Below are 22,369 nucleotides of genomic sequence, written 5' to 3'. Positions count from 1 at the left end.
GTTTTGGCATAGCGTTCAAAGCTTCCTTGGGCAAATGTAGTCTGTCTCATGGCTTTAATGATTGACGGTCGAACATGCTTCTATTAACGTTTCTCAATCAGGTTGCGTTTACTTAATCAGAGATTCCTTAGTTTATTGATCATTGGTTCATCGGTATATCACTACAGCACCTGCATCAGGTGCTGTTTTTCTTGTGCAAGCTGATGCAGATAAGCGGGGAGCAATGTTGCCATTGCCTCGATGACAGAATTCCAGTCGCCGCCTGCATGCTGTCGGAACAGGCGCATCTGTAGTGGATACCAGGGTGTATCGGAACTCCCGGCACCCCAACGCCAGTCACAGCAATAATCAGGAAGCAGCACCCAGCAGGGAATGCCCATGGCACCGGCAAGATGCGCCACGGCAGTATCGACACTGATGACCATATCTAGTTGGCACATCACGGCTGCCGTGTCTGCAAAATCTTGCAAACGCTCTCCGAATAATTCCACGCCGTAGTATTGCGCTTGCCCGATTGCGGCCGTGGAGGCATCGCCTTTTTGCAGGCTGATAAACCGGATATCGGGAATGCGAAGTATGCTGTCCAACTCGGCCAGCGATGCCAGCGAACGGGTGTCGTCATTCTCGAACTGAGGGTTGCCTTTCCAGACCAACCCTACTTTGTAACCAGACGTGGATAAGCTCGCTGCGAAGGTTTGTTCTCTGGACGGATCAGCAAACAGGTAGGGAATTTGTGCAGGAATCGTATCTGCACGTGTGCCACACCAATACGGCAAGCTCATTGGCAGAACCCAATAATCCCATTCGCTGACAGGCAGATCGTCATGATAAGAAAATACTTCATCTATATCGTGCAAGCTGCTTAATAGCGTTTGTAACTCTGGTTGGCAAATCAGGCTGATTTTGCTTGCATACATGTGTCGTAGTTGCTGCGCGTAACGCGAAAACATGATCATGTCACCGCAACCACCTTCAAACGTAATGAGTATGGCTTTTCCTGCCAGAGATTCTCCGTTCCAGCGTGGGAACTGAAAATAAGCACTGAATACATCTTGCCATGCACGTGCCTCCATGCAGCTCAGGCCTTCTTCATAATGCCCCTGGCGCAAGAGTAGGTAACTGAGATTAAAGCGGGCCTTGTCATAGCTCGGGGCAATAGCCAATGCTTGGCGGTAGCATTGCTCTGCTTCGGTTTCACGCTTGAGGCTTGCCAGCAAGACACCCAGATTTGACCATGTGGCTGCATGTTGAGGGTCTTGACCGAGCGCCTGACGGTAAACGGATTCTGATGCCTGAAACTGCTTTTGCTTCATCAACATCGCACCAAAATTCAGGCTGATTTGCAAACAGTCCGGCCTGAGATTGATTGCTCGTTGATACAGTGCAATGGCGTCCTGATACTGGCCCTTTTTTTCTTGCAGATACGCCAGATTCGCAAGAGCTTCAGCAAAATCGGGTGCCAGTGTCAGTGCGCGTTCCAGCAAATCTTTTGCCTCATCATATTGCTGTTCAACGATGTGCTGGCAGGCGTCGAGATAATAGGTTTCAGCTTGGTTCAGCGTATCAGACATGAGCTGGAGAAAAATAAAAAACGGTTAAGCTATGCTGGCCACCGGAGTGCAAAACGAAATTTGCTTCCGGTATTGTTGTCTTCAGAAGTCAGCGCAGTCAGATCAGATGTATCTGATCATTGTTGATGCCGATCAGTGCCAATGCGGCGGCGATATCAATGGGAGTGACTGTGCCAATAATCGCTGCGCCGTTGGTGATGGCAGCTTCTGGCGTGTTGTAGTTTAATCCCCACTCAACCGCAAATTGATTCGCGACCGTTATTTTATTGCTGAGCAGCAGGTTGACTTGATTCCAATAGCTATCGATGGCTGAATTATGGATAATTGATAAAACGGTGTTGACCAAGCTTCCATGGCTTAAAGAACCATTGTTTAATTGACCAAGCCAGTATGTCAAACCTTCCGTATCTGCTCCGGCAGAACGTGCCAATATGTTTTTATACAGAGTATTAATAAAGTCGGTGTCATTAAAATTTTTTGAATATCCTGCTTCAACAGGATTTTGAGTTGCTGCTTTGTAAAATTCATCACCGATCTGATTCATCGTGACGCCTCTTTTATACTGACTAATCCAGTAATCAAGCCCATCCGCATCAGGAACACGATTGAAATAAGCGACGTACAGTTCTTCCAGTGAGCGTAAATCATTGCCGCTGATCGTTTGTGCATTCGTGTGTACCGCCGTATTCACGGTAAAGTCGGTGAATTGCAGGCGTTCTACATTGTGCTCTGCCCAATAGTTCACGCCTTGTATGCCGAGTACGGCGGTATTGGCCGAAATTTCATTGATGAAAAAACCGGAGCCATTCCCCAGTTTAGTATTGAACTGAAGCGTGTCTTTACCAGCACCGCCATCGATATAATCAAAGCGGGTGGTGCTGAGATTACTGATGCTGATCGTGTTGTCGCTGCTGTCAAATTGCAGGATCGCGTTGCTGCTGGTAATGTTGGCGCTGGCACCGCTGACGTTACTGACGGCCTTACTCATACCGCTGGTTTCGGTTTGTTGCGTGTTGCTCAGATTAGTGCGGATATATCCTGTGCTGTCGATAGTGCTCAGGCTGAGTGAGCTGCCTGTTTGATAGACGCCGGTGCCATAGGCATCCAGATATTGTTTGCTGCTGGTATCAACGGTTTTACCATTGATCGCCCAGTTAAATGCGAGGAGACTGCTGTCTGGCGTGATGGCCTGATACAAGCCGGGAATGCTGGTATTGAGCGAGAGATAATCTCCTATCGCTGCATAATATTGCAAGGCAAATGCTTCTTTTTCCGGTGCGCTGAAGGCGACACCGAGATGGTTCATTTTTGAATCCAGGGTTGCCCGCCAAACGCCATTAGCGCGGTAATATCCGCCCTGATAAGTGCCGACAACACCCAGATCGCCATCCTTATACCCCATCCAGGCAGACCACGGAATACGGTTCAGCGAGTCCGTGACATGGGCGCTGTTCTGAAAATAAGGGCTGTTCAACGGGTAGTTGTTGGCAATGGATGCATCCACATATTCATCTTGCAAACCGGCAAAACTGTGACCGATTTCATGCAGGGCAATTTCTGATGCGGAGCTGTTGCCGGCGGCAGCCCATGCGACAGAACCGCCAGCGCCGCCGTATAAAGCAGTATTGACCAGTACGATGGTAATTTCATGTGCATCACTGGCATAGGCCTGTGTGACAGTGGTGTTGACCTTGTCCTCATCACCGTATAACAGGCGGCCATCACTGCCGTGCTGTGTCGCGTTAAAGTAAGTATTGACGTAGGTGTTTTTATTCGGCTGATCGGTGCCTGATTCTGCCGATGCAACAAACAGGGCGCTGGCATTAAACAGGTTTTTATAACTGGAAAATGGCGCATTCAGTTTAGCGTTGGCCGAACCCAGCATCGTCGTCAGAAAATTATTGGCGTCAGTAAGGAATTTAGTCCGTTCTGCTGCGGTATAGCCCTCCGCCACGAACACGATATCAACGCGGTTGGCGCTGGCGCCGGTAGAGAGCAGGGAGGTGGTATCAGCCATGATGCATTGCCTTTTCGATGCAAGTCAGAGAAACAGGGTGATTTGCATCGTATCGCAGAGCGAAGGTCGATTCAATGCCAGAATGCATCACTGCTAAGAAATCAGGACAGAATCAGCACAGAATCAGTATGCAAGCAGACACTATTACGCTGAGAAAGTTTTTTGTTGAACGAATGACAGGAGGGAAATCTTTGTGGCGTGAAAATCAATACACGTCACGCCGGTAACGGCCAGATTCTGCCATTTGCTCCAGTTGATCTTCTCCCAGCAGACGCTCCAGGCAAGTATGTACCTCGTCTGCCATCCCATGCAAACTGCCACAGACCATGATGACTGCCCCTTCCGCTACCCATTGACGCAACAGACCGGATTGTTCTTGTAAGGCATGCTGAACGTAGCGACGTTCTGACTGATCGTGTGAATGATCGCGTGAAAAACACAGATGCAGTTCAGGTAAAAAACCTTGCTGCTGCCAGAGTGCAATTTCCGTTTGGTGAAAAAAATCGCATTCTCGCTGACGTTCACCAAAAAACAGACAATTGCGACGATAGCCCAGAGTGATGCGCTGTTTCAGATGTGCCCTCAACCCTGCCAGACCTGTACCGTTGCCGATGAGGATTAAAGGGCAATCATGCTGCGGCGTGTGGAATTGGCGATTTTCTCGTATGCGCAGAGCGATATTCTGACCAGTGCTGGCATATTCCGTCAGCCAACCCGAACCTATGCCCAGCGTGCCATCTGGATAGCGCATCTGGCGCACCAGCAGTTCCAGCTGGCCATCGCTGCTGATGGAAGAAATCGAATATTCCCGATGAGGCAAAACAGGTCGCTCGCCCTGAGTCTGTTCATTGTTTTCCGTTGGCGGGTATTCAGGTCCGATTTCCGCAATGTCACCTGCTTGCCATGCAACGTGTTCATTACAGTGATCATCACTGTGATCCTTATGCCGGGTCAGCACCAGATGATAGACTGCGCCGCCAAGGCTGCCGGGATTCAGCAGATGGCGTTCGCTGAGTTGCCATGCATGATAGCCGGGCGTTGTCCAGTCTGATAACCCGGTATGCCCACTCATGATGCCCAGATGATGCTGCCAGTGTCGCAATGCACCCTCATCGCCGTTATCAACTTCCACCAGATCAAACATGCTGTGTGCCTGCTGGTGATGCAGCCAGTGTTCCAGCCTGTGTCCAAAGGCACAATAATGCTGATAATGTCTGTCCCCCAGCGCCAGAATGCCGTATTGCAACTGCGGCAACGAGAGTTGTGCAGACATCACCTTTCGCTGAAATCCAGCAGCCTGATCCGGCGCATCGCCTTCGCCCGTCGTGCTTGCAATCAATAACAGACGTGACGTCTTCTGTAATAGCATTAAATCGAGTTGTGCCAGTGAGCACAATTGTGTGCTGACCCCTGCTTGTTGCAGATGCTCGGCAGTTTTTCTTGCCAGTTGCTCTGCATAACCTGTCTGACTGGCATATGCGATCAACACCTGGCCATCAATCTGGCTGCCATGAAGCTGCCTTGAGGAACGCAGTTCTTGATTTTGACGTTGTCGGTGAGTTTGCCAGATCAACAGACAAAAACTCAGATAGGCAGCGATCACCAGTGATACAGGCAGCCAGCGACCTGCGCTGTCTGCATGGAACAGACTGAATATACTGGCGCCACAGAGAACGAGACATAGTGCACGCAGGCTGGAAGAGGAAAATAAACGCATAAATCAATTAATCCAGCATGGCGATCAACGCCTGGCTCATGCTTTCTTCAATATGGTGAGGATGCTTGGTCTCGGTATCACTATGGATGCCACGTACAAACAAAACCGCCAGTTGGTGTTGGTTTGCATATTGCATACCTTCATCCGCTCCCATGACAAACAATGCCGTGGCCAGTGCGTCGGCTATCATGCATTCCGGATGCAGTACGGTAACAGAACACAAATCATGACTGACGGGATAACCACTGCGTGCGTCAATGGTGTGAGCATAACGACGACCTTCAACATCAAAATACTGACGATAATTTCCTGACGTGGCGACAGACATGCCGTGCAAGGCAAGCAGGTGATTGTGCATCGCATCGTTCATTCGTGCTGTCTGCAACACATTTTCTGCATCGCGGATTTGCTCCTGTTGCTCCTGCTGCTCAAGACCCGCCTGTTCAATAGATACCCACCAAGGCTGTCCGTCGGGTTTCACGCCATGTCCTCTGAGCTCGCCGCCGACTTCGATCAGGTAACTACCGATCTGCTGCTGGTTCAGATACCTGGCTACCTGATCGACACCAAAACCTTTGGCAATCGAAGATAAATCCAGCTGTACGCCGCCCACTTGCAAGGCTTCTCCCGTCAGGCGCCTGAGTTGCAGAGACCGCCAGCCGGGGGTATCCCGTGCTTCCTGTATGGCAGCATCATCCGGACAATCCTGACGCTTTCCTTTTGGCCCGAATCCCCACAAGTCAACTAACCTGGCTGCGGCAGGGTCGTAAGCGCCGCGTGTCTGCTGTGCCAGAAACACAGCATAGTCCAGCACCTTAAAAAACTCCGGTGCCAGCGGTATCCAGCTTCCAGCCGCAGCGCGGTTGAACTGGCAGAGATCAGACTGACTGTCCCAGGTACTCATCTGCGTGACAACCTGATCCAGTTGTGTCTGTATGCCTGCCTGTAACGACGTTTTTTGAGTCGCCCATGCTGATTGCGCTGATTGTTGTTCCGCCTCTGACTTGTCTTTGGCTGTACTCAGCACCAGATCAACCTGCCAGTGGGTTCCCATCGTTGCACCCGATAAGCGGATCACAGAAGCATGCGCCGGTGGTGGCAGCGGTGCTTCGTGTAACGGAGGAATAAAGACCTGGCGCTGCATTATTGTGGCAAGACTTCCAGCGTGGCCGCATAGCTGGCGGCTCGTGTTTTTGCCGGTGCTTTGACGTTGTTGCTATCTTTGATTTCTGCTTCCAGCCAGTATATGCCTGCACTTGGCCACTGGATGCTGAATGTGCCACTCGCATCTGTATTGAGGAGCGTTTCATCCAGTTTCTGACGGTAACGGATGCCACCGGCAATCACTATCACGTGTGCATTGGCAGCGGGTTTGCCATCAATCAGCAGGCGGAACCGGGCTGTCTCTCCAGCGACCAGGTCATTGGGATGCGTCAACGCCTGCAATTCCAGCCCACTGCCGCTGATCTCCAATGCCTTGCCGCCCGGCTTGCCGTTTGTGACGAAGGTTTCGACCCGGCTGCTGCGCTGCGTGACCTGCAAGTCTTCTGCATTCGCTGGTACTTCTTTGGAAAAATTTTCCGCGCTACCGCGCCAGCGTTTCTGGCTGCCATTTTCTTTATAACTGGCCATCAGCGTATCGCTGACCAGACTGAGCTTGTAGCTGCCAGTCTGTGTGAGTGCAAGGTCGAAGCTGCTGCGGAATTTTCCTGTGCTGCTGTTTTCCGGTTTGGCTTTGCTGCCGTCCGGTGCGGTAATGATCAACGCATCAAGTTTCAGTGGCATGTGGTCGAAAAAAAACACATCGCTGGCAGCCGCAGCGTCCACGGTAACCCACGGCGTATTGCCTGCTGTCACGGTGGACGAGGGTAACAAAAATGGGCGATGAGCCTGTGCAGACAAGGTAGTGGCGGCGAGTATCGTCAATGCAGCAAGTTGGCGCAGAGTTTTCATGGTCAGTGATCCGGTTATTTGATGTTCAGAGTAACGGTGCCTAGCTCGTGACTTCCTTGTGCCTTGGCATTCTGTTCTGTTTTTGCCTGCCACTGGAAAGGCACTTTCACGACTTCGCGGCCACCACCTTCACGCGCTGCTTCTACGATGAGTTGGTACTCACCTGCTGGCAATTTCGCCAGAATACTTTTATCACCTGAGAAACTCAGCGTTTGCTCGCCACTGGTACGTGTTGCACCACTGATGCCATCGACAGGCATTTGCAAATCGCGTCCGCTGCGACGCCACCACTGGCGCAAGTCCTTCAGCCATTTGGTGCTTTCATTGTCGCGTTTTTTCATGTTGTACCAGACGGCCAGGTTGCCGGCAAAACTCTGATCCGGCTTTTCCAGCCAGATGGCGACGTAGGGGCTGTGATATTCGGCAACCTTGAGTTTGGGAATCTCTACTTTCAGAGTCATGTCGGCGGCAACTGCCAGCATGGCCTGACTGCCCAAGACGCTGGAAATAGCAAAAGGAAGTAGCTTGTTCATAGAAAACCTATTAATCGAATGGTAAGGGTTTTAAGTGTTAAGGAGGAATGTCGAATCTGGACTGCTAATGAATAAAGATAAAGGCAAGCAACAAAGGCAGCACCAGACCCAGCGCGACCAGAGGCCAGGTCGTCGGACGGTTACGGGCGTGCATTTTCAGCAGGAATAGGCCGGTGATACAAAAAATCAGGCAGGTTGCTGCAAAAATATCAATAAACCAGTTCCAGGCCGAACCAGTGTTGCGTCCTTTGTGTAAATCATTGAAGTAAGCAATCCAGCCACGGTCGGTGATTTCATATTCCAGATCGCCGCTATCCAGATCCAGACGGAGCCAGGCGTCACCACCGGGACGCGGCAGCGCCAGATATACCTCTTCAGGTGACCATTCTGGTATCTGATCGCTGACGTCGACAGACATGTCTGTTTTCAGCCAGTCCCTGACCGGTTCAGGCAATGGCAGGTCGGTGCTGTCTGCACCATGTTTTTGCTGCATCTGGTCCAAAAGAGGGCGAGGAAGATGCCCGGTTTTTTTAAGGATGACCGGATGTGCTTCGATTTGCGCTGAATGATTTAGCGTGATGCCAGTTGCGGCAAACAGGATCATCGCGATCAGGCAAAGACCGGAGCTGATCCAATGCCACTGATGCAGATGGCGTAACCAGAATGCGCGGCGTTGTTGTGTCTGTAAGGCGTCTTTCGCAGGTGGTGTCATGAATTTAAGTCAGAGAGTCTGTTGATGTCTGTTACTACGATGCTGTTGCTGATGTTCAGGGCAGTTTTGAGGATCGAATTTTAAGTTGTGCTTTATCGCTGGTGCATGCACCAGCGATAAAGCAGCTCTGAAAATTCACTCAGTCACCAGGAAAGAAAATGATAAATGATAAATGATAAATGATAACTATTCTCAATTGTACATGAGATGGAGAATTAAAAAGTACTCCGAATTGTATGTTTTTGTAGCGTGATGTCCGATGACTTTTATGTGACATTGCCGGAGAAAGCGCCTTTCTTTACTCATACCTTGATTCCATGCAAATTCTATTGAGGAATGTCACAACATTTTCCTGACAAAGCCAGGCAAGCATAGAGTCAATAGCGCTACTCTGTCGCAACAGTATTTACCTGTGATGTACAGTGGCGATGTGCGCCAGCGTACCGAATGCGTCGGGTTGCCATGATAAAATTTCAGGCAATTTCACTTTACATCACATCACATGAACGTCGTTATTCTCGCTGCCGGCATGGGCAAGCGCATGCAGTCGGCTTTACCCAAAGTATTACATCCTCTGGCAGGCAAACCATTGCTGTCTCATGTCATCGCGACCGCACACAGCTTGCATGCCGTTTCTATCTGCGTGGTGTATGGTCATGGCGGTGATCAGGTATTGAGCAGCGTGGCTGCTGATGATCTGCAGTTTGCTTTGCAAGAACCGCAACTGGGAACAGGACATGCTGTTGCGCAGGCAATGCCTATGCTGGATGACAACGTACCAACGCTGGTGTTGTATGGGGATGTGCCATTGACCACGACCGCCAGCTTGTTGCGTCTGATGGATGTTGCCGGAAAAGACAAGCTGGCAATATTGACGGCAGAAATGGCAGACCCTACCGGCCTGGGCAGAATTGTGCGTGAAGATGATGAGATCAAACGTATCGTTGAGCAAAAGGACGCCAACGAACAGGAAAGAAAAATCACCGAAATCAATACCGGCATCATGATCGCGCCAACACGGCCACTGAAGCAATGGTTGAGCACACTGTCGAACAACAATGCGCAAGGGGAATATTATCTGACCGATATTGTGGCGCGGGCAGTTGCTGATGGCGTCAAAGTTGTTTCGGCACAACCGGATGCGATCTGGGAAACGCTGGGTGTCAATAGCAAAGTGCAACTGGCCGAACTGGAACGCGTTCATCAGTTGAATATTGCCCGTCAGTTACTGGAGCAGGGCGTGACACTGCTGGACCCGGCACGTATTGATGTGCGTGGCACACTCCAATGTGGGCGGGATGTGAGTATTGACGTTGGCTGCGTGTTTGAAGGCGAAGTGACATTGGGTGATGGTGTCAGTATTGCTGCGCATTGCGTGATCAAGAATGCACACATTGCCGCAGGTACAGTTATTAAGCCATTTTGTCATATTGAAAATGCCAGCGTTGGTGCTCAATCCCAGATCGGGCCATATGCCCGCCTGCGTCCGGGAACTGAGCTGGCGGAAGATGTGCACATCGGTAATTTTGTAGAAATCAAAAACAGCCAGATCGCTGCACACAGTAAAGCCAATCATCTGGCCTATGTCGGCGATGCAACGATAGGCAGCCGGGTCAATATCGGCGCTGGGACTATCACCTGCAATTATGATGGCGTGAATAAATCGCGTACCGTGATTGAAGATGATGCCTTCATCGGCAGCGACACGCAGTTGGTGGCGCCAGTGCGTGTGGGCAAAGGCGCGACGCTTGGGGCCGGTACCACACTGACCAAAGATGCTCCTGCCGGTAAGCTGACAGTATCCCGTGCCAGACAATTGACCATCGACGGTTGGCAGCGTCCTGTCAAAATCAAAAAATAAATAGTGGCAGTTGGGTTGTTCGCCTGTATGCGCTAGTTGCATTGTGCAGCAGCTTCATTGTTTTATATCGCCACACATCGCTTCCTGTCATTCCATCTCACTCAACAGACCTGACGATCTGTTGAGTGGATTTCTCTGCTGGCTTGATTGTCGCCGCGCTGTTACCTCGCGGTGAGCTTATTGCGATGATGTCTATGCGTTCACAACATGGCATACCGCATTCAATCAATATTCATCAGAATGTTTGTAGCATTGCTGTTGCTTTGTCGGTCTGCGGTGCTTTTTGTTCCAGTATCTGATTGAGCCAATGTCTGGCATCACCGTCACGATGTTGTTGTACCGCCAGTACGGCCGCCTGCATCCAGACGGCACCCTGAAAGTTAATTCCCGCTTGAGCAAATCCGGTATCGTTCAGAATCGTTTCCAATAATTCTCCGCCCCGTGCGTGCTGATGCAGTGATGGTGGTAACGCCAGAAAGGTATTGGCTGCCACAAAACGTACTTCCAGCCTGACAGGAACTTTGCCGTGCATCGCGATTACCCCGGTGTCCGCAGTGTTACCGCCCATACGATCGCCTTTGCCAGTATCGACGGCTTGCAGTGCCTGGTCCAGTAGACTCATTCCGTTATTCACTAACTGCATTTTTTCTTGATGTGTTCCTCTGTATTGCGCAGCTTTGGCCGTAGCGGCGCCCGTGTAAGACATGAGCAAGGCATTTCCCGGGTCTTGCGCCAGTAACTGACGGAAAGTCTCCAGTGCCGCCAGATTTGTATTGGCATCTGCGCGCGCAGATGCGTCGATTTCAGCCTGTTGCAACGAATTGATATAGTCCTGATGCAACCAGGCATTGACTGCATTCTCGATTCTTTGTTGCTGGTTGGCCGGTGCAACAGAGACCAGTTGTGTGAAGGCGGTATGGAATTTTTCTTCAGAAAAAGCCATTGCGTTGCTGGCCGATAACATCGTCAGTGCTGCTGCAATCGATACTTTTTTGACGCTTATGCTACGGAAAAAATGGGAAGAATGTAAGAAAGGGAAAGAATTTTTCATGATGAACTCCTGTCAGTCAATGAGAATGGTGTAAGTCAGATGCCGGCGAAGGTGAACTGCCAGCACAGAATAAGCAACGCGATACCACATCACCATCGCAATGCGACCAGTTGCCGGAAAATGGTGTGAGCATGTTAAAAAATGCCGTAAGGCGTACCTGAAAACCAGCGGCTTTTTCTGTACAAAGGAATTTTTCTCATGCCGGGTCAGCGCACGGCAGGCACGGTATACTTGCGGAAAGGAGCCAACATGCACTCAACAGATTCATCTGATCCCGCAACAATCACCCCACACTCACACTGGAAAAGTCTGGCAGCCGGTGCCCGCGATACAGCGCCGATGCTAGTCGGTGCAGCACCGTTTGGTATGATCTTCGGCACACTGGTGGCCGCCAGCCCGATGGCACCCTGGCATGGGCAATTGATGTCGCTGTCGGTCTATGCTGGTTCCAGCCAGTTTATTGCCACCGGCCTGATCGCCAGCCACACCGGTATGCTGGTTATTTGGCTGACGACCTTGATTGTCAATTTACGGCACATGTTGTACGCCGCGACCTTGCTGCCGCATGTAGCCCATTTATCGGCACGCTGGCGCTGGTTGTTGGGATTTTTATTAACTGACGAAACTTTTGCCGTCGTCGCTGGTTATCATCAGCGTCGCCTGAGTCCCGAAGCACAGCGCGATGCACATTGGTATTTTCTCGGATCGGGTCTGGCCATGTATGGCAACTGGCAACTCTGGACGTTGGTGGGGTTGCTATTCGGTACGCTGTTTCCTCAGTTGCAGAGCATGGGGCTGGACTATGCAATGGTGGCGACTTTTATTGCCATTATTGTTCCGCAACTGAATCGCTTGCCACAATTGGCGGCCGCACTGGCAGCGGGTAGTTTTGCCTATCTGCTGCAGGGGTTGCCATACAAAATTGGTTTGTTATCGGCAGTACTGATTGGCGTCGTTGTTGGTATGGCTTTATCAAAACGCGCCTTGCCGGCAAAGGAGTTTGTATGAATTACACATTGGTGATTCTTGGTATGGCGGTGATCACGGTGTTGATTAAAGCTATCTTTTTTATCCTCGGTGATCGTCTGGTGTTTCCTTCATGGCTGAACCTGGCGCTCAGCTTTGTTCCGGTGACAGTGTTGACCGCGATCATTACGCCGATGATACTGGCACCCCACGATCAGGGGCTGGAATTGCACTGGCGTAATCCGCAACTGATTGCCTCGATTGTTGCTGTCATTGTCTGTATCGTCAGTCGTAAGCAGATGCTGACGATTGTGGCAGGCCTGATGAGTTTCTTCCTTTGGCAATACGCTTTCGCCTGAGCTTGCAGGTTTCTGGCATCTCGGATATGGACTTGATGTCATGAAATGGTCAGAGATATTCTGTCTCTGATCTGCAACAAATTTTATCGGGTCTTTTCCCTTGTTCCCTGTTCCTTAGAGCGCAGAAAGGCAACTGAAAGCTTGCGCTCGTTAGGATGAAAGCTGACGACATGACATACATGTTGTCAGCACAATAATTTTTAAGGAGAACAGGATGAAAAAACTCGTCAGTGTTGCATCGCTACTATGCCTGGCCAGTGCCGCGCAAGCGCAGTCAAATGTCACTATTTACGGGCTGCTTGATGCGAATATCACGTACAACAATAATGCTGATGCCAATAAAGGTAACCAGTTCAAACTCAATAGCGGCGGTATGAACACATCGCGCTTCGGTTTTCGCGGTACGGAAGATCTGGGCAATGGATTGAAAGCTATCATGCAGCTCGAAGGCGGCATTTTGCTGGATACCGGCGCCTCTGATGGCGATATTTTTGGCCGTCAGGCAAACGTTGGTTTGCAGGGCGATTTTGGTCGTGTCGTCGCTGGTCGTTCTTACAGCACTACGTATGATTTTATCCTGCCATACGATCCTATGGGATATGCGCCTCAGTATTCCTGGGCAACATCGGCAGGTGCGACAGGTAGCCGTAAAGATGGCATGTTAACCACAGTGTCCAATCTGGTGAAATACCAGTATGACGGCAAGGGTTACAAACTCGGTGCCAGCTATGGTTTTGGTGAAGTCGCAGGCGATACCTCAGGCAATGCCAAATATATCCTGGCAGGTAGCGTGTTCGATGGCTCTTGGGCTGCGGTCGTGACATATGAACAAAACAATAGCGCACCTGTCACTGGTGGCAATTATGATCAGGCTAAAGTCTGGCATCTGGCCGGAACTTATGACCTGGGTAGCACCAAACTGTTCGCAGGGTATCGTAATTTCAAGAAAACACTGGCAACGGGCAGCGCTGATCAGCGTAGCGATCTTTACTGGATTGGTGCCAATTACAATCTGACGCCACAATGGACATTGACTGGCGTTTATTATGCGCAAGACATCAAAAATGTGGCTCCTGGTGCTGACGCTGATCCATCATTGTTAGCGTTGCGCGCTAAGTATGCTTTATCCAAGCGTACCGATTTATATGTGGCCGCAGGGTTTGCGAAAGCCAGCAACAACAAGCTGACAGGTGTGTCTCGTGACGACGCCGGGTTTGCCAATAGCCAGAATTCAGCCACGGTTGGTATTCAGCACCGTTTCTGATCTACGGCAATATTGAGAGCGTAGCAAGATTAAATAAAAAAGCATGTCCGGTTAGTCATGGGCATGCTTTTTTTAATTGCGGCAACAGCACTATCCGACCTATTTGCTCAATGTGGCCGGACTTCTTTTTTCAGCGCTGCCATGGTCATTTTTTCGACCAGTGCAGGTGCCAGCAACTTGAGCCAGCGCCCCAGTTTGCCTTTCGCTGTCATCACCACATCGCGTTCGCCTTTGTTCATACCGGTAATAATTAGCGATGCACATTCTTCGATGGACATTGCATCATCTTCTTTCAGACCGCTGCTGCCAGCGGCCTGTCCAGCGGCGTTATAGCCGTGATAGCGGATGCGGGTAGCGACGACACCCGGATATGCCAGCGTGACACTGATACCGGCCTCCTTGACTTCAGAGCGCAGGCATTCAAAAAAACCACACATCGCAAATTTACTCGAACTGTAAGCCGTACGACCCGGCACTCCCATCAGACCTGCGAGTGAGGATACAGCCACGATCTTGCCATGGCTAGCTTTCAGATACGGCAGAGCAGCATGGGTGCACCAGACACTGCCCCAGAAATTAATCCGCATCAGTTCTTCATACCATGCCAGATGATCAACCTCTTCAAACAGCGCCTGAGCGGATTTACCTGCATTATTCATCAGTGCATCAATGCGACCAAACTGTTGTACAGCAGACTGGATCAGTTGGCGACACTCGCTTTCGATACCGACATCGGTTTTGACGACAAGGCTGGTGGCACCGAATGCGTTGCATTCAGCAGCAACCGCCTCCAGCGCTTGCTGATTGCGCGCTGCCAATACCAGCGCCAGGCTGCTGCCATGTGCCCGCGCCAGTTGTCTGGCCATTTCTGCACCGATACCATCAGAGCTGCCGGTGATCACGATGACTCTGCGTTGCCCGCTCATAGTTTGTAGCTTTCATCCATGCGATCCAGTTTGCGTATCAGCGATGGCCAGACGAATGCACCGCCAAGACCACCCGTCTGCACACGCATTGCTTCGGCCACTCCTTTGACGATCATCGGATTCACGTGTACCAGTTCGCCGCCAGCCTGTGCCGCGAGTTGAATCTGGCAAGTGGCTTCAAACGTGTACATCGACAAGAAAGCGTCTGCGATCGATTTTCCGACGGTCAGCAAACCGTGATTGCGCAGCATCAGGAAGTTGGCATGCCCCATGTCGGCTTGTAAACGTGGCTTTTCTTCATCACGGAAGGCAACGCCTTCGTAGTCGTGATAAGCCAGAGACGCCAGCACAAAGGTGGATTGTTGAGACAGCGGCAAGATACCGCATTTTTGCGCACTGACTGCCACACCTGCTCTGGTATGCGTATGCAACACACATTGCACATCTTCCCGCGCGGCGTGTACGGCACTGTGAATCACAAAACCAGCAGGATTCACAGGAAAAGGAGAGTCAATTACCTTATTGCATTGCTGATCGACTTTCACGAGTGACGATGCTGTAATTTCATCGAACATCAGTCCATAAGGATTGATCAGAAAATGATGCTCTGGCCCGGGAATGCGGGCGCTGATATGCGTGAACACCAGATCGCTCCAGCCATAGGCGGCGACCAATCGATAACAGGCGGCGAGGTCAACCCGTAATTGCCATTCTTCGGCGCTGACCTGATCTTTGAGGGAAGGTATTTGCATGGTGTCTCCGTGGGTAATTGTGATTATTCGCTGACTGCGGCTTTGTAAATGGTATTGCGTGGCTTTGAGAACAGGCGACGCAGCATCGGTTCAAATTCGGCGATAGGAAAGGTTTCGGCATGGGCATCGAAAGACGGATTGTCATAAAGCGCGCAAAATTCTGCCGTCTGCTCAAACTGAGGATGCGCGCGGAACTGCTCACGCATATCTCTATCCATACCGATATGATGGAAAAAATAATGTCCCTGAAAAATTCCATGATGTTGCACCATCCACAGATTGGCGTCGCTGACAAACGGCTTCAGGATCGCGGCGGCGATATCTGGATGGTTGAAGGAGCCCAGCGTGTCGCCAATATCATGTAGCAAGGCACAGCAGACATATTCTTCATCACGACCATCACGCAGCGCACGCGTAGCGGTTTGCAGGGAATGGGTATAGCGATCTACCGGAAATCCACCATAATCGCCCTCCAGTATTTGCAGGTGCTTGATGACGCGATCAGTCAGCTTTTGTGTGAATTGCATGAATTCGGCACCGATGACTTGCCAGTCTTGCTGGGTGCTGTCTTCCATGCGTTGAAAATGGGCATGTTTGTGCATGTGTCTCACTCCTTGAATATTTTTATTGCTGGGACGGATAGGTCTGTCTGATCGGTATAAATAGCGTGATCAGCATGATTTTTTTTATTTGCAGCAGATACACATTACGCCTTGTCTGTGTGGCAAACTGTCAAAAATTTTACAATGTAGACGTTCTCTTTTTATTTTTTCATGAAGAATTCGCAGAACCCGCCAGATTTGTTCTCTCTCCTTTCGCGTGATCCGTGGTTCGGCGCTTTGCCTGTCCGGGACCGTAAGACGATGTTGGCAGCCAGCGAGGTCATACGTTTGCGACCCGGAGAAATGTTATTTCGTCAGGGCGACGTGCCGGGTGGCTTTTATGCGTTGATCAGTGGCCGGATGAAGATGTCGACACTGAATGTGGAAGGAAAAGAAGCGATACTGAGTATTCTCGATACAGGCACCTGGTTTGGTGAAATTTCTCTGCTCGATCATCAGCCACGCACCCATGATGCGACTGCGTTTGATCAGGTGGAATTGCTGGTGATGCCAGAGACGACGTTTCATCAGCTGATGCAACGCCAGAGCTTTTCAATGGCGATTGCCCGTTTGCTGGCAAGACGCATACGTCTGTTGTACGGCATTGTTGAAGATGCCAATCTGCGTTCAATTCGCGCCCGGGTCGCCCGTCGTTTGCTGTTTCTTACTCAAGAAACCTTTGTTTCCAAGCATGCTGCTGCCTATCAGGCACAGGAAGGAATGCATACCAGAGTCAATATATCGCAGGATGCTTTGGCAATGATGCTGGGAGTCACACGCCAGACTTTGTCAAAAGAATTGAAATTACTGAGCCAGCAAGGGGCAATCCGTCTGGCCTATCGCGCTATCGATATTTTGTCGGCAGAAAAATTAAACGCCTTCAGTGATAAAGACTGAGGTTGGATCAGAGGCAGTTGTTGTAGAAATTATCATTTTCATATCTGCACAAATTGCACAGTATTCGTGAAACTACTGGACGGCGCGTGCTCCATTGAATATTCTTTCACCATTCCCACGCACAACATTGTTGCGTCATCAGGACAAGATAATTCACCAGCGATCCATACCGCGCAATGCGCGAATAACATCAACGTGATTTTCAGGAACCATTTTTCAGGAGTTGGACATGAGCAAGGAAGAAAACACCGTTGTTTACGGAACAGAAGATTTGTTGACCAGTTTATGTAATTCCGTCACACGGGTGCTGAACGTGGCGACGCAAAGCCGTATCAATTATTCTGCAATGGTCCAACGCATTACCAAAATTGGACTGAAACCCGACATCGGCTGCTTTGTGTTGTTTGACGGTGGATTCTCTGGTCTGGTGGTGTTGAATTTCTCTGGCGCCGCTGCCCTGGAAATTTATGAAAAATATATGCTGACGATGGGAATGCCAAAGTCTGAACTCGCCTCTTCATTCACCTCTGACGAAGTGGCGAATATTCTGGGCGAACTGATGAATCAGATCGTTGGTGACTTTACTGGCAAAGTTCGCCGTGAGCTGCAAACCAACATCACACAGAATCAGCCCAAAATGCTGGTGCTGACCAAGCAGGTCATGTTGAGCGTGGATACACCGCTGGATCGCCCGGAAATCCGCCGCGTCTCTTTCTTTACCGCAAACAACAATATTTTTTATCTCGAACTTGCGATTGATCGTACAGAATTTATCAAATTGCATGATTTCGATTCCAGCGAAGTGCTGGATCCTGATGCTTTACTGGACATGCAACAATCTGATCAGGCAAGTACCGCTTCTCCTGCCGCGCCTGACAGTGATGACGACAGCGATGAACTCTTGAAATCATTGGGGATGTAAGCTGTACAAATAAACCAGAGATGGTATCGGGCTATTTGTCCAATAACGTCTCTGTCTCGCTGGTTACCAGGCGCTTGCAGGGCGTACCAATACAAGGACTAGGCATGACTTTTCCCGGTGACGTCGTGACATTTGCTTTGTGAGGTAATTTCATCAGCCCTGAGTTAAATTGAAGTCACCTCGGCTCGTATGTCGATATGTTCGCTTCTCGACTGGAATCAATGTATTTCGATTGACATTGTCCGAGAGGTGTACGGCACACTTTTTATTGCCGTTGCAGCTGACAAATCATGGCAATTTTTTGTTAATTGTCACAGGGGCATCATCAGGTTTGTAAGACATGTAACGCCGGTATCCGGATCTTTTTTCAAGATAGAAAAATCATTTCCCATGATTCGCGTTGCGCTTCGATAGCCAAATCTGAATTGGTACTCTATAGGGGAAACCATTAGCCCAATACGGAATGTCGTCACCAGGTTTGCAATAAGCTGGTTGAGTTTGGCAACAGGCAGTGAAACAACATTGCTCACGATGTGAGCAGAATTTGACGTAGAAAAGCAGAATATGTTTGATAAGCCCCTGGCTTTTGTAGACCTCGAAACAACTGGGCCGACAGTCACGAAAGACCGTATTACCGAAATCGCCATCATCACCTGGGATGGCGAAAAAAAAGAAGTCTGGAGTAGTCTGCTCAATCCTGAAGTAGCGATTCCTCCGTTTATTGAACAGCTCACCGGTATCAGTAATTCAATGGTGGCCGACCAGCCCTTGTTTGCTGAGTTAGCCGATGAGATCGCGGCGCGTTTGCAAGGCCATATTTTTGTTGCGCACAATGCGCGCTTTGATTACGGATTCTTAAAAAATGCATTTAAACGCGTCGACATCAATTTTCGCGCCACCGTGTTGTGCACCGTTAAACTGTCACGCCAGTTGTATCCGCAGTTTCATAAACATAATCTCGACAGTTTGATTGAGCGTCATCGGATACAGGTAGGCGCACGTCATCGTGCCTTGTCGGACACCGATGCGATTTATCAGTTTTGGCAATCTATTCAGGCAACAATCGCACCCGAACAACTGGGAGCAGTGGTGCGTGAGTTGACGACGCGTCCGAGCCTGCCTTCGCATATCGATGCCGATATTGTTGATCAGCTTCCGCGTGGTTACGGGGTGTATTTTTTCTATGGTGAAAATGATTTGCCGATTTATGTCGGCAAGAGCAATCAGCTACGGCAGCGGGTGCTGTCGCATTTTTCATCGGATCATACGATCTCCAAAGAGATGAGTATTTCTCAGCAAATCAGACGCATAGAGTGGGAAGAATGTGAGGGGGAAATCGATGCTCTGATTACCGAGGCGCGACTGATCAAACAATTGCAACCGACACTGAACCGGCAATTGCGTCGCAATACCGAATTCTGTTCCTGGCAACTGAAAGATCAGGGAAATGGTCTGATGCAGCCAACGCTGGTGTATGCCCGCGATCTTGATCTGGGGCGTCAGGATCAGCTGTATGGATTATTCAAAAGTGGCGCCAGCGCCAGAGAGTTTTTGATGCAAGCCATCAAAGATTTCAAACTCTGCGCAGCCACGCTGGGTTTGGAGCGGGGCGGTGCTGGCAAACCTTGTTTTGCACGTCAGTTAAAGCAATGTCAAGGTGCTTGTACCGGCGATGAATCTTTGTTGCAGCATAATATTCGCCTGGTCGAGGCACTGACGCAGATGAAACTCAAAGCGTGGCCCTTTGATGGTCCTGCCTTGCTCAAGGAAGGACGCGTACATCACATTATCGATGCTTGGTGCTATCTTGGGCGCGCCAGTAATGACGATGATATCGCGAGTTTGCTGGCGGCAGGAAAGCCCCGCTTTGACCGCGATACTTATCGCATTCTGGTGAAGTACACGAGCCGCATGAAGCCACTGTCGTGAGACTATTATTGATGGTTCGCATACTGGGACATTTTGTCTCAATGTATGTAAAACGCTTTGATGTAATATGTATCGGAACATGCATTAACACATGTAGTAACACCATCCTTGCATGTCAGCCGCTGACGTTTTTTCCTCGCTCATCTGCATTCGGCAAATCACTCCACGGGATGCGTTTCTTATTTCCTCGGTAGAGGTAATGAAAGATTCAAGAAGAATGCCTGAGTGATGGTGTGAACAAACAATGAAGCTGCTGAAGCAGCGTTTTAGATAGTGTTCCTCACGATAGGTCGTGTCAATTAATAACCTGGAAATATACAAAATGATGGATTGGGTCCCTGTAGTCTTAGTTACGTTCAAGGTTCTCGTGCTCGGCGTGGGCATGTTTTTCGCCATCAAGTGGCATTACGATCAAGGGAAGAAGGAGGCGGGTAACGTGAACGATAACGGGAACGAAAAGCGCGCGGTACTACGCGCGAGCGGTAAGGTAGCCACTGTCTTCGTGCTATCGCTTTTTGGTCTTGGGCTTTTCACCTTCGTCCTTGCCAGCAAACTTGGTTTGGACTTGACCTTGCCATGATCCATGCCTCGCCAGTTTGGAGAATGAAGGTGTTGATGTTTTAGTAGACTGCAGCGCTGAGGGCAATCAACGCTGAACGCCACGCATGAATACGATAAATGCAATCGCCTGATTAGTCGCCAGAACGATGCAGAATCCCATATAAGTTGAAACTGGAAGTACTGACGCAACGCCGATAGCAAGTGCAGCACATCCCATTTGCAGAAATCCAAGCAAAGCCGAAGCGGCACCAGCCTTTTTCCCGAAGGGTTGGAGCGTAATGGCCGTGCCGAGTGGATTGATCATGCCCATACCAAGCAGATAAACGGTCAATGCCAACGAGAAGTAGGTGGCATCTTGTTTGCCAACGAGCAGCGCAATGCTCCCCACCAATGCAATACAAATGCCGCTGCGCGCAGCCATCACCGTGCCCCATCTGCGAGCCATTCGTGGAGCCAGAAATCCCGCACCAAAAACGACGAAAACGGTTGATGCAAAAAACAGTGCAAGCTCAAAAGGAGAGAAGCCAAAGCCTTGCATCAGGATCGCGGGGGCCATTGCAAAAAACATGTATAGCGAGCCGATGACCAGGCTCACAGAAAACGCGGGAGCAATGAACTGACGGTCAAGCAATAACTGCCAATAAGTTCCCACGATACCTGCAATCGACAGATTCACGCGCCGCTCCATCTGATGAGTCTCGCCAAGTCTCATCAGATAGTGAATACCTATCAGTAGCGCCAAACCAGCTACGACACCGAATGTTGCTCTCCAACCCAATAAATGGTTGAGTACGCCACCAAGCAGAGGCGAAAAACCGGGGGCTGCAGCCATGGCAACCATGATCAACGATAGCGTGCGTGCAAGTGCGTCACCTTCAAACAGATCGCGGGCAATAGCGCGTGACAAAACGGACGTTGCACACACACCAAGGGCTTGCACGACTCGTCCAATGACGATTTGAGGAAGGTCGATTGCGAAAGCGCAGATGGCACTTCCAATCACAAATACGATCAATCCACCCAGCACAAGCCATTTGCGGCCAAACCGGTCGGACAGCGGTCCTACGAAAAGTTGGCCAATGGCAAAGGCCACAAAAAATGTCCCGAGCGTGGCACTCAGATCTTTAACTGATGACCCAAGCTCCAGCGCCATATCAGGGAATGCAGGCAGGATGATGTTGGTTGCGAGGGCACCCAGTGAAGCCAGGCAGGCGAGCAGCAACAGCAATTCGCCTGTCAGTTTGATTTCGTGGTCAAGATGTTGTTTCATACTGATCAGCTCCATTAAAGCATTCAAGACAACCATCCAGCAATTCGTGCAGCGCTGCAACGCGCTCCATGCCCAATCGTTCATTCAATGCTGTTTGTGCGGCTTTCCATGCACGCTGACCCTCGGCACGTTTGGCGTGGCCAGCTGGCGTGGCTTCAACGAGGCGGCTACGCGCATTTTCACCCGCGCCCACCGTCAACCACCCTAAGTCCTGAAGTAACTGCAGGTTTCGCGTCAGTGTCGATGCGTCCATCTGCATTCGCTTTGCCAAATCAATGGGCCTGATCGGACCGAGTTTGACGACGTATGACAACAACGCGTACTGGGTATTTTTTAACCCAACTTCGCTGACGAAGCTGTCGTAGTGACGGGTGACGACACGCCCGAGCTGTCGAAGCTTGAGATTTGTGCACCCTTGCGGCATGGTTTTATTTTTCATGCGATATATTGTATATGCAATGATTGTATCTACAACAGTTGTATATGCAATGATTGTATCTACAACT

Annotated in this window: 21 protein-coding genes; 8 read left to right on the top strand and 13 right to left on the bottom strand. The window is 50.1% G+C overall.

Annotated elements, in window-relative coordinates; genetic code table 11:
• Window positions 1-161: 161 nt before the first annotated feature.
• The 7 genes from ACO0LB_RS12310 to ACO0LB_RS12280 all read right to left on the bottom strand — a co-directional run bounded on the left by ACO0LB_RS12310 (window position 162) and on the right by ACO0LB_RS12280 (window position 8,503).
• Complete coding sequence (locus ACO0LB_RS12310) at window positions 162-1,571, bottom strand: tetratricopeptide repeat protein (RefSeq protein ID WP_423049387.1); 1,410 nt, start codon at window positions 1,569-1,571, stop codon at window positions 162-164.
• A 97-nt stretch (window positions 1,572-1,668) separates the two neighbouring features.
• A complete protein-coding gene (locus tag ACO0LB_RS12305) occupies window positions 1,669-3,588 on the bottom strand; it encodes a M64 family metallopeptidase (RefSeq protein ID WP_423049386.1) in 1,920 nt (639 codons plus the stop codon).
• 205 nt (window positions 3,589-3,793) lie between these two features.
• Complete coding sequence (locus ACO0LB_RS12300; protein WP_423049385.1) at window positions 3,794-5,305, bottom strand: sulfite reductase subunit alpha; 1,512 nt, start codon at window positions 5,303-5,305, stop codon at window positions 3,794-3,796.
• A 7-nt stretch (window positions 5,306-5,312) separates the two neighbouring features.
• Window positions 5,313-6,449 carry an FAD:protein FMN transferase gene (locus ACO0LB_RS12295; protein WP_423049384.1) on the bottom strand — a complete coding sequence of 379 codons (1,137 nt, stop codon included), beginning with the start codon at window positions 6,447-6,449 and terminating at the stop codon, window positions 5,313-5,315.
• Complete coding sequence (locus tag ACO0LB_RS12290) at window positions 6,449-7,258, bottom strand: DUF4198 domain-containing protein (protein ID WP_423049383.1); 810 nt, start codon at window positions 7,256-7,258, stop codon at window positions 6,449-6,451. The genes ACO0LB_RS12295 and ACO0LB_RS12290 overlap by 1 nt, the downstream gene beginning before the upstream one ends.
• A 14-nt stretch (window positions 7,259-7,272) precedes the next feature.
• A complete protein-coding gene (locus ACO0LB_RS12285) occupies window positions 7,273-7,791 on the bottom strand; it encodes a DUF2271 domain-containing protein (protein ID WP_423049382.1) in 519 nt (172 codons plus the stop codon).
• Between the two features lie 64 nt (window positions 7,792-7,855).
• Window positions 7,856-8,503: a PepSY-associated TM helix domain-containing protein gene (locus ACO0LB_RS12280; RefSeq protein ID WP_423049381.1), complete on the bottom strand. Its 648-nt coding sequence runs from the start codon at window positions 8,501-8,503 to the stop codon at window positions 7,856-7,858.
• Between the two features lie 502 nt (window positions 8,504-9,005).
• Here ACO0LB_RS12280 and glmU point away from each other — a divergent pair.
• Window positions 9,006-10,364 (top strand): bifunctional UDP-N-acetylglucosamine diphosphorylase/glucosamine-1-phosphate N-acetyltransferase GlmU, encoded by a 1,359-nt coding sequence (gene glmU / locus ACO0LB_RS12275; RefSeq protein ID WP_423049380.1) that lies wholly within the window; start codon window positions 9,006-9,008, stop codon window positions 10,362-10,364.
• Between the two features lie 235 nt (window positions 10,365-10,599).
• Here the strand turns inward: glmU and ACO0LB_RS12270 are convergent, their stop codons facing one another.
• Window positions 10,600-11,415 carry a hypothetical protein gene (locus tag ACO0LB_RS12270; protein WP_423049379.1) on the bottom strand — a complete coding sequence of 272 codons (816 nt, stop codon included), beginning with the start codon at window positions 11,413-11,415 and terminating at the stop codon, window positions 10,600-10,602.
• A 249-nt stretch (window positions 11,416-11,664) separates the two neighbouring features.
• On the opposite strand from ACO0LB_RS12270, the gene ACO0LB_RS12265 reads away from it, so the two are divergent.
• The 3 genes from ACO0LB_RS12265 (at window position 11,665) to ACO0LB_RS12255 (ending at window position 14,004) form a co-directional block, all read left to right on the top strand.
• Entirely contained in the window at window positions 11,665-12,423 is a 759-nt protein-coding gene (locus ACO0LB_RS12265; protein ID WP_423049378.1) for an AzlC family ABC transporter permease, read from the top strand.
• A complete protein-coding gene (locus ACO0LB_RS12260) occupies window positions 12,420-12,740 on the top strand; it encodes an AzlD domain-containing protein (protein WP_423049377.1) in 321 nt (106 codons plus the stop codon). The genes ACO0LB_RS12265 and ACO0LB_RS12260 overlap by 4 nt, the downstream gene beginning before the upstream one ends.
• Window positions 12,741-12,954: 214 nt before the next feature.
• Window positions 12,955-14,004 (top strand): porin, encoded by a 1,050-nt coding sequence (locus ACO0LB_RS12255; RefSeq protein ID WP_423049376.1) that lies wholly within the window; start codon window positions 12,955-12,957, stop codon window positions 14,002-14,004.
• Between the two features lie 107 nt (window positions 14,005-14,111).
• Here ACO0LB_RS12255 and ACO0LB_RS12250 read toward each other — a convergent pair whose 3' ends face one another.
• From ACO0LB_RS12250 to ACO0LB_RS12240, 3 genes are read right to left on the bottom strand one after another with little or no spacing between them, the layout of a single operon-like run.
• Window positions 14,112-14,930 carry an SDR family oxidoreductase gene (locus ACO0LB_RS12250; RefSeq protein WP_423049375.1) on the bottom strand — a complete coding sequence of 273 codons (819 nt, stop codon included), beginning with the start codon at window positions 14,928-14,930 and terminating at the stop codon, window positions 14,112-14,114.
• The gene (locus ACO0LB_RS12245; RefSeq protein WP_423049374.1) at window positions 14,927-15,682 is read right to left on the bottom strand and encodes a class II aldolase/adducin family protein; all 756 of its coding nucleotides are present in this window, start codon (window positions 15,680-15,682) and stop codon (window positions 14,927-14,929) included. Before ACO0LB_RS12245 ends, ACO0LB_RS12250 begins: the two co-directional genes overlap by 4 nt.
• A gap of 23 nt (window positions 15,683-15,705) precedes the next feature.
• Window positions 15,706-16,284, bottom strand: coding sequence for an HD domain-containing protein (locus ACO0LB_RS12240; protein ID WP_423049373.1), 579 nt, complete (start codon window positions 16,282-16,284; stop codon window positions 15,706-15,708).
• Window positions 16,285-16,455: 171 nt separating this feature from the next.
• Here ACO0LB_RS12240 and ACO0LB_RS12235 point away from each other — a divergent pair, with 171 nt between their 5' ends.
• The 4 genes from ACO0LB_RS12235 to ACO0LB_RS12220 all read left to right on the top strand — a co-directional run bounded on the left by ACO0LB_RS12235 (window position 16,456) and on the right by ACO0LB_RS12220 (window position 20,612).
• On the top strand, window positions 16,456-17,181 hold the full coding sequence (locus ACO0LB_RS12235) for a Crp/Fnr family transcriptional regulator (protein WP_423049372.1): 726 nt from the start codon (window positions 16,456-16,458) through the stop codon (window positions 17,179-17,181).
• A 229-nt stretch (window positions 17,182-17,410) separates the two neighbouring features.
• Window positions 17,411-18,103: a DUF3334 family protein gene (locus ACO0LB_RS12230; RefSeq protein WP_423049371.1), complete on the top strand. Its 693-nt coding sequence runs from the start codon at window positions 17,411-17,413 to the stop codon at window positions 18,101-18,103.
• Window positions 18,104-18,667: 564 nt separating this feature from the next.
• Window positions 18,668-20,032: an exonuclease domain-containing protein gene (locus ACO0LB_RS12225; RefSeq protein ID WP_423049370.1), complete on the top strand. Its 1,365-nt coding sequence runs from the start codon at window positions 18,668-18,670 to the stop codon at window positions 20,030-20,032.
• A 322-nt stretch (window positions 20,033-20,354) separates the two neighbouring features.
• Window positions 20,355-20,612 (top strand): hypothetical protein, encoded by a 258-nt coding sequence (locus ACO0LB_RS12220; RefSeq protein ID WP_423049369.1) that lies wholly within the window; start codon window positions 20,355-20,357, stop codon window positions 20,610-20,612.
• A gap of 66 nt (window positions 20,613-20,678) precedes the next feature.
• Here ACO0LB_RS12220 and ACO0LB_RS12215 read toward each other — a convergent pair whose 3' ends face one another.
• Together ACO0LB_RS12215 and ACO0LB_RS12210 are read right to left on the bottom strand one after the other, a co-directional pair.
• Window positions 20,679-21,863, bottom strand: coding sequence for a multidrug effflux MFS transporter (locus ACO0LB_RS12215; RefSeq protein ID WP_423049368.1), 1,185 nt, complete (start codon window positions 21,861-21,863; stop codon window positions 20,679-20,681).
• Window positions 21,847-22,302, bottom strand: a complete 456-nt coding sequence (locus ACO0LB_RS12210; protein ID WP_423049394.1) for a MarR family winged helix-turn-helix transcriptional regulator — start codon at window positions 22,300-22,302, stop codon at window positions 21,847-21,849. The genes ACO0LB_RS12215 and ACO0LB_RS12210 overlap by 17 nt, the downstream gene beginning before the upstream one ends.
• Window positions 22,303-22,369 lie beyond the last annotated feature (67 nt).

It is taken from the genome of Undibacterium sp. SXout7W (assembly GCF_049339385.1).
In the GTDB taxonomy this organism is placed as follows: domain Bacteria; phylum Pseudomonadota; class Gammaproteobacteria; order Burkholderiales; family Burkholderiaceae_D; genus Undibacterium.
Note: the sequence above shows the minus strand (reverse complement) of the source record. Positions and strands in the feature narration are given on the sequence as shown.

What these genes read in the sequence shown, in the direction of transcription:
- ACO0LB_RS12310 (WP_423049387.1), bottom strand. Translation starts at nt 1,571, where the DNA reads ATGTCTGATACGCTGAACCAAGCTGAAACCTATTATCTCGACGCCTGC.
- ACO0LB_RS12305 (WP_423049386.1), bottom strand. Translation starts at nt 3,588, where the DNA reads ATGGCTGATACCACCTCCCTGCTCTCTACCGGCGCCAGCGCCAACCGC.
- ACO0LB_RS12300 (WP_423049385.1), bottom strand. Translation starts at nt 5,305, where the DNA reads ATGCGTTTATTTTCCTCTTCCAGCCTGCGTGCACTATGTCTCGTTCTC.
- ACO0LB_RS12295 (WP_423049384.1), bottom strand. Translation starts at nt 6,449, where the DNA reads ATGCAGCGCCAGGTCTTTATTCCTCCGTTACACGAAGCACCGCTGCCA.
- ACO0LB_RS12290 (WP_423049383.1), bottom strand. Translation starts at nt 7,258, where the DNA reads ATGAAAACTCTGCGCCAACTTGCTGCATTGACGATACTCGCCGCCACT.
- ACO0LB_RS12285 (WP_423049382.1), bottom strand. Translation starts at nt 7,791, where the DNA reads ATGAACAAGCTACTTCCTTTTGCTATTTCCAGCGTCTTGGGCAGTCAG.
- ACO0LB_RS12280 (WP_423049381.1), bottom strand. Translation starts at nt 8,503, where the DNA reads ATGACACCACCTGCGAAAGACGCCTTACAGACACAACAACGCCGCGCA.
- glmU (WP_423049380.1), top strand. Translation starts at nt 9,006, where the DNA reads ATGAACGTCGTTATTCTCGCTGCCGGCATGGGCAAGCGCATGCAGTCG.
- ACO0LB_RS12270 (WP_423049379.1), bottom strand. Translation starts at nt 11,415, where the DNA reads ATGAAAAATTCTTTCCCTTTCTTACATTCTTCCCATTTTTTCCGTAGC.
- ACO0LB_RS12265 (WP_423049378.1), top strand. Translation starts at nt 11,665, where the DNA reads ATGCACTCAACAGATTCATCTGATCCCGCAACAATCACCCCACACTCA.
- ACO0LB_RS12260 (WP_423049377.1), top strand. Translation starts at nt 12,420, where the DNA reads ATGAATTACACATTGGTGATTCTTGGTATGGCGGTGATCACGGTGTTG.
- ACO0LB_RS12255 (WP_423049376.1), top strand. Translation starts at nt 12,955, where the DNA reads ATGAAAAAACTCGTCAGTGTTGCATCGCTACTATGCCTGGCCAGTGCC.
- ACO0LB_RS12250 (WP_423049375.1), bottom strand. Translation starts at nt 14,930, where the DNA reads ATGAGCGGGCAACGCAGAGTCATCGTGATCACCGGCAGCTCTGATGGT.
- ACO0LB_RS12245 (WP_423049374.1), bottom strand. Translation starts at nt 15,682, where the DNA reads ATGCAAATACCTTCCCTCAAAGATCAGGTCAGCGCCGAAGAATGGCAA.
- ACO0LB_RS12240 (WP_423049373.1), bottom strand. Translation starts at nt 16,284, where the DNA reads ATGCACAAACATGCCCATTTTCAACGCATGGAAGACAGCACCCAGCAA.
- ACO0LB_RS12235 (WP_423049372.1), top strand. Translation starts at nt 16,456, where the DNA reads ATGAAGAATTCGCAGAACCCGCCAGATTTGTTCTCTCTCCTTTCGCGT.
- ACO0LB_RS12230 (WP_423049371.1), top strand. Translation starts at nt 17,411, where the DNA reads ATGAGCAAGGAAGAAAACACCGTTGTTTACGGAACAGAAGATTTGTTG.
- ACO0LB_RS12225 (WP_423049370.1), top strand. Translation starts at nt 18,668, where the DNA reads ATGTTTGATAAGCCCCTGGCTTTTGTAGACCTCGAAACAACTGGGCCG.
- ACO0LB_RS12220 (WP_423049369.1), top strand. Translation starts at nt 20,355, where the DNA reads ATGATGGATTGGGTCCCTGTAGTCTTAGTTACGTTCAAGGTTCTCGTG.
- ACO0LB_RS12215 (WP_423049368.1), bottom strand. Translation starts at nt 21,863, where the DNA reads ATGAAACAACATCTTGACCACGAAATCAAACTGACAGGCGAATTGCTG.
- ACO0LB_RS12210 (WP_423049394.1), bottom strand. Translation starts at nt 22,302, where the DNA reads ATGAAAAATAAAACCATGCCGCAAGGGTGCACAAATCTCAAGCTTCGA.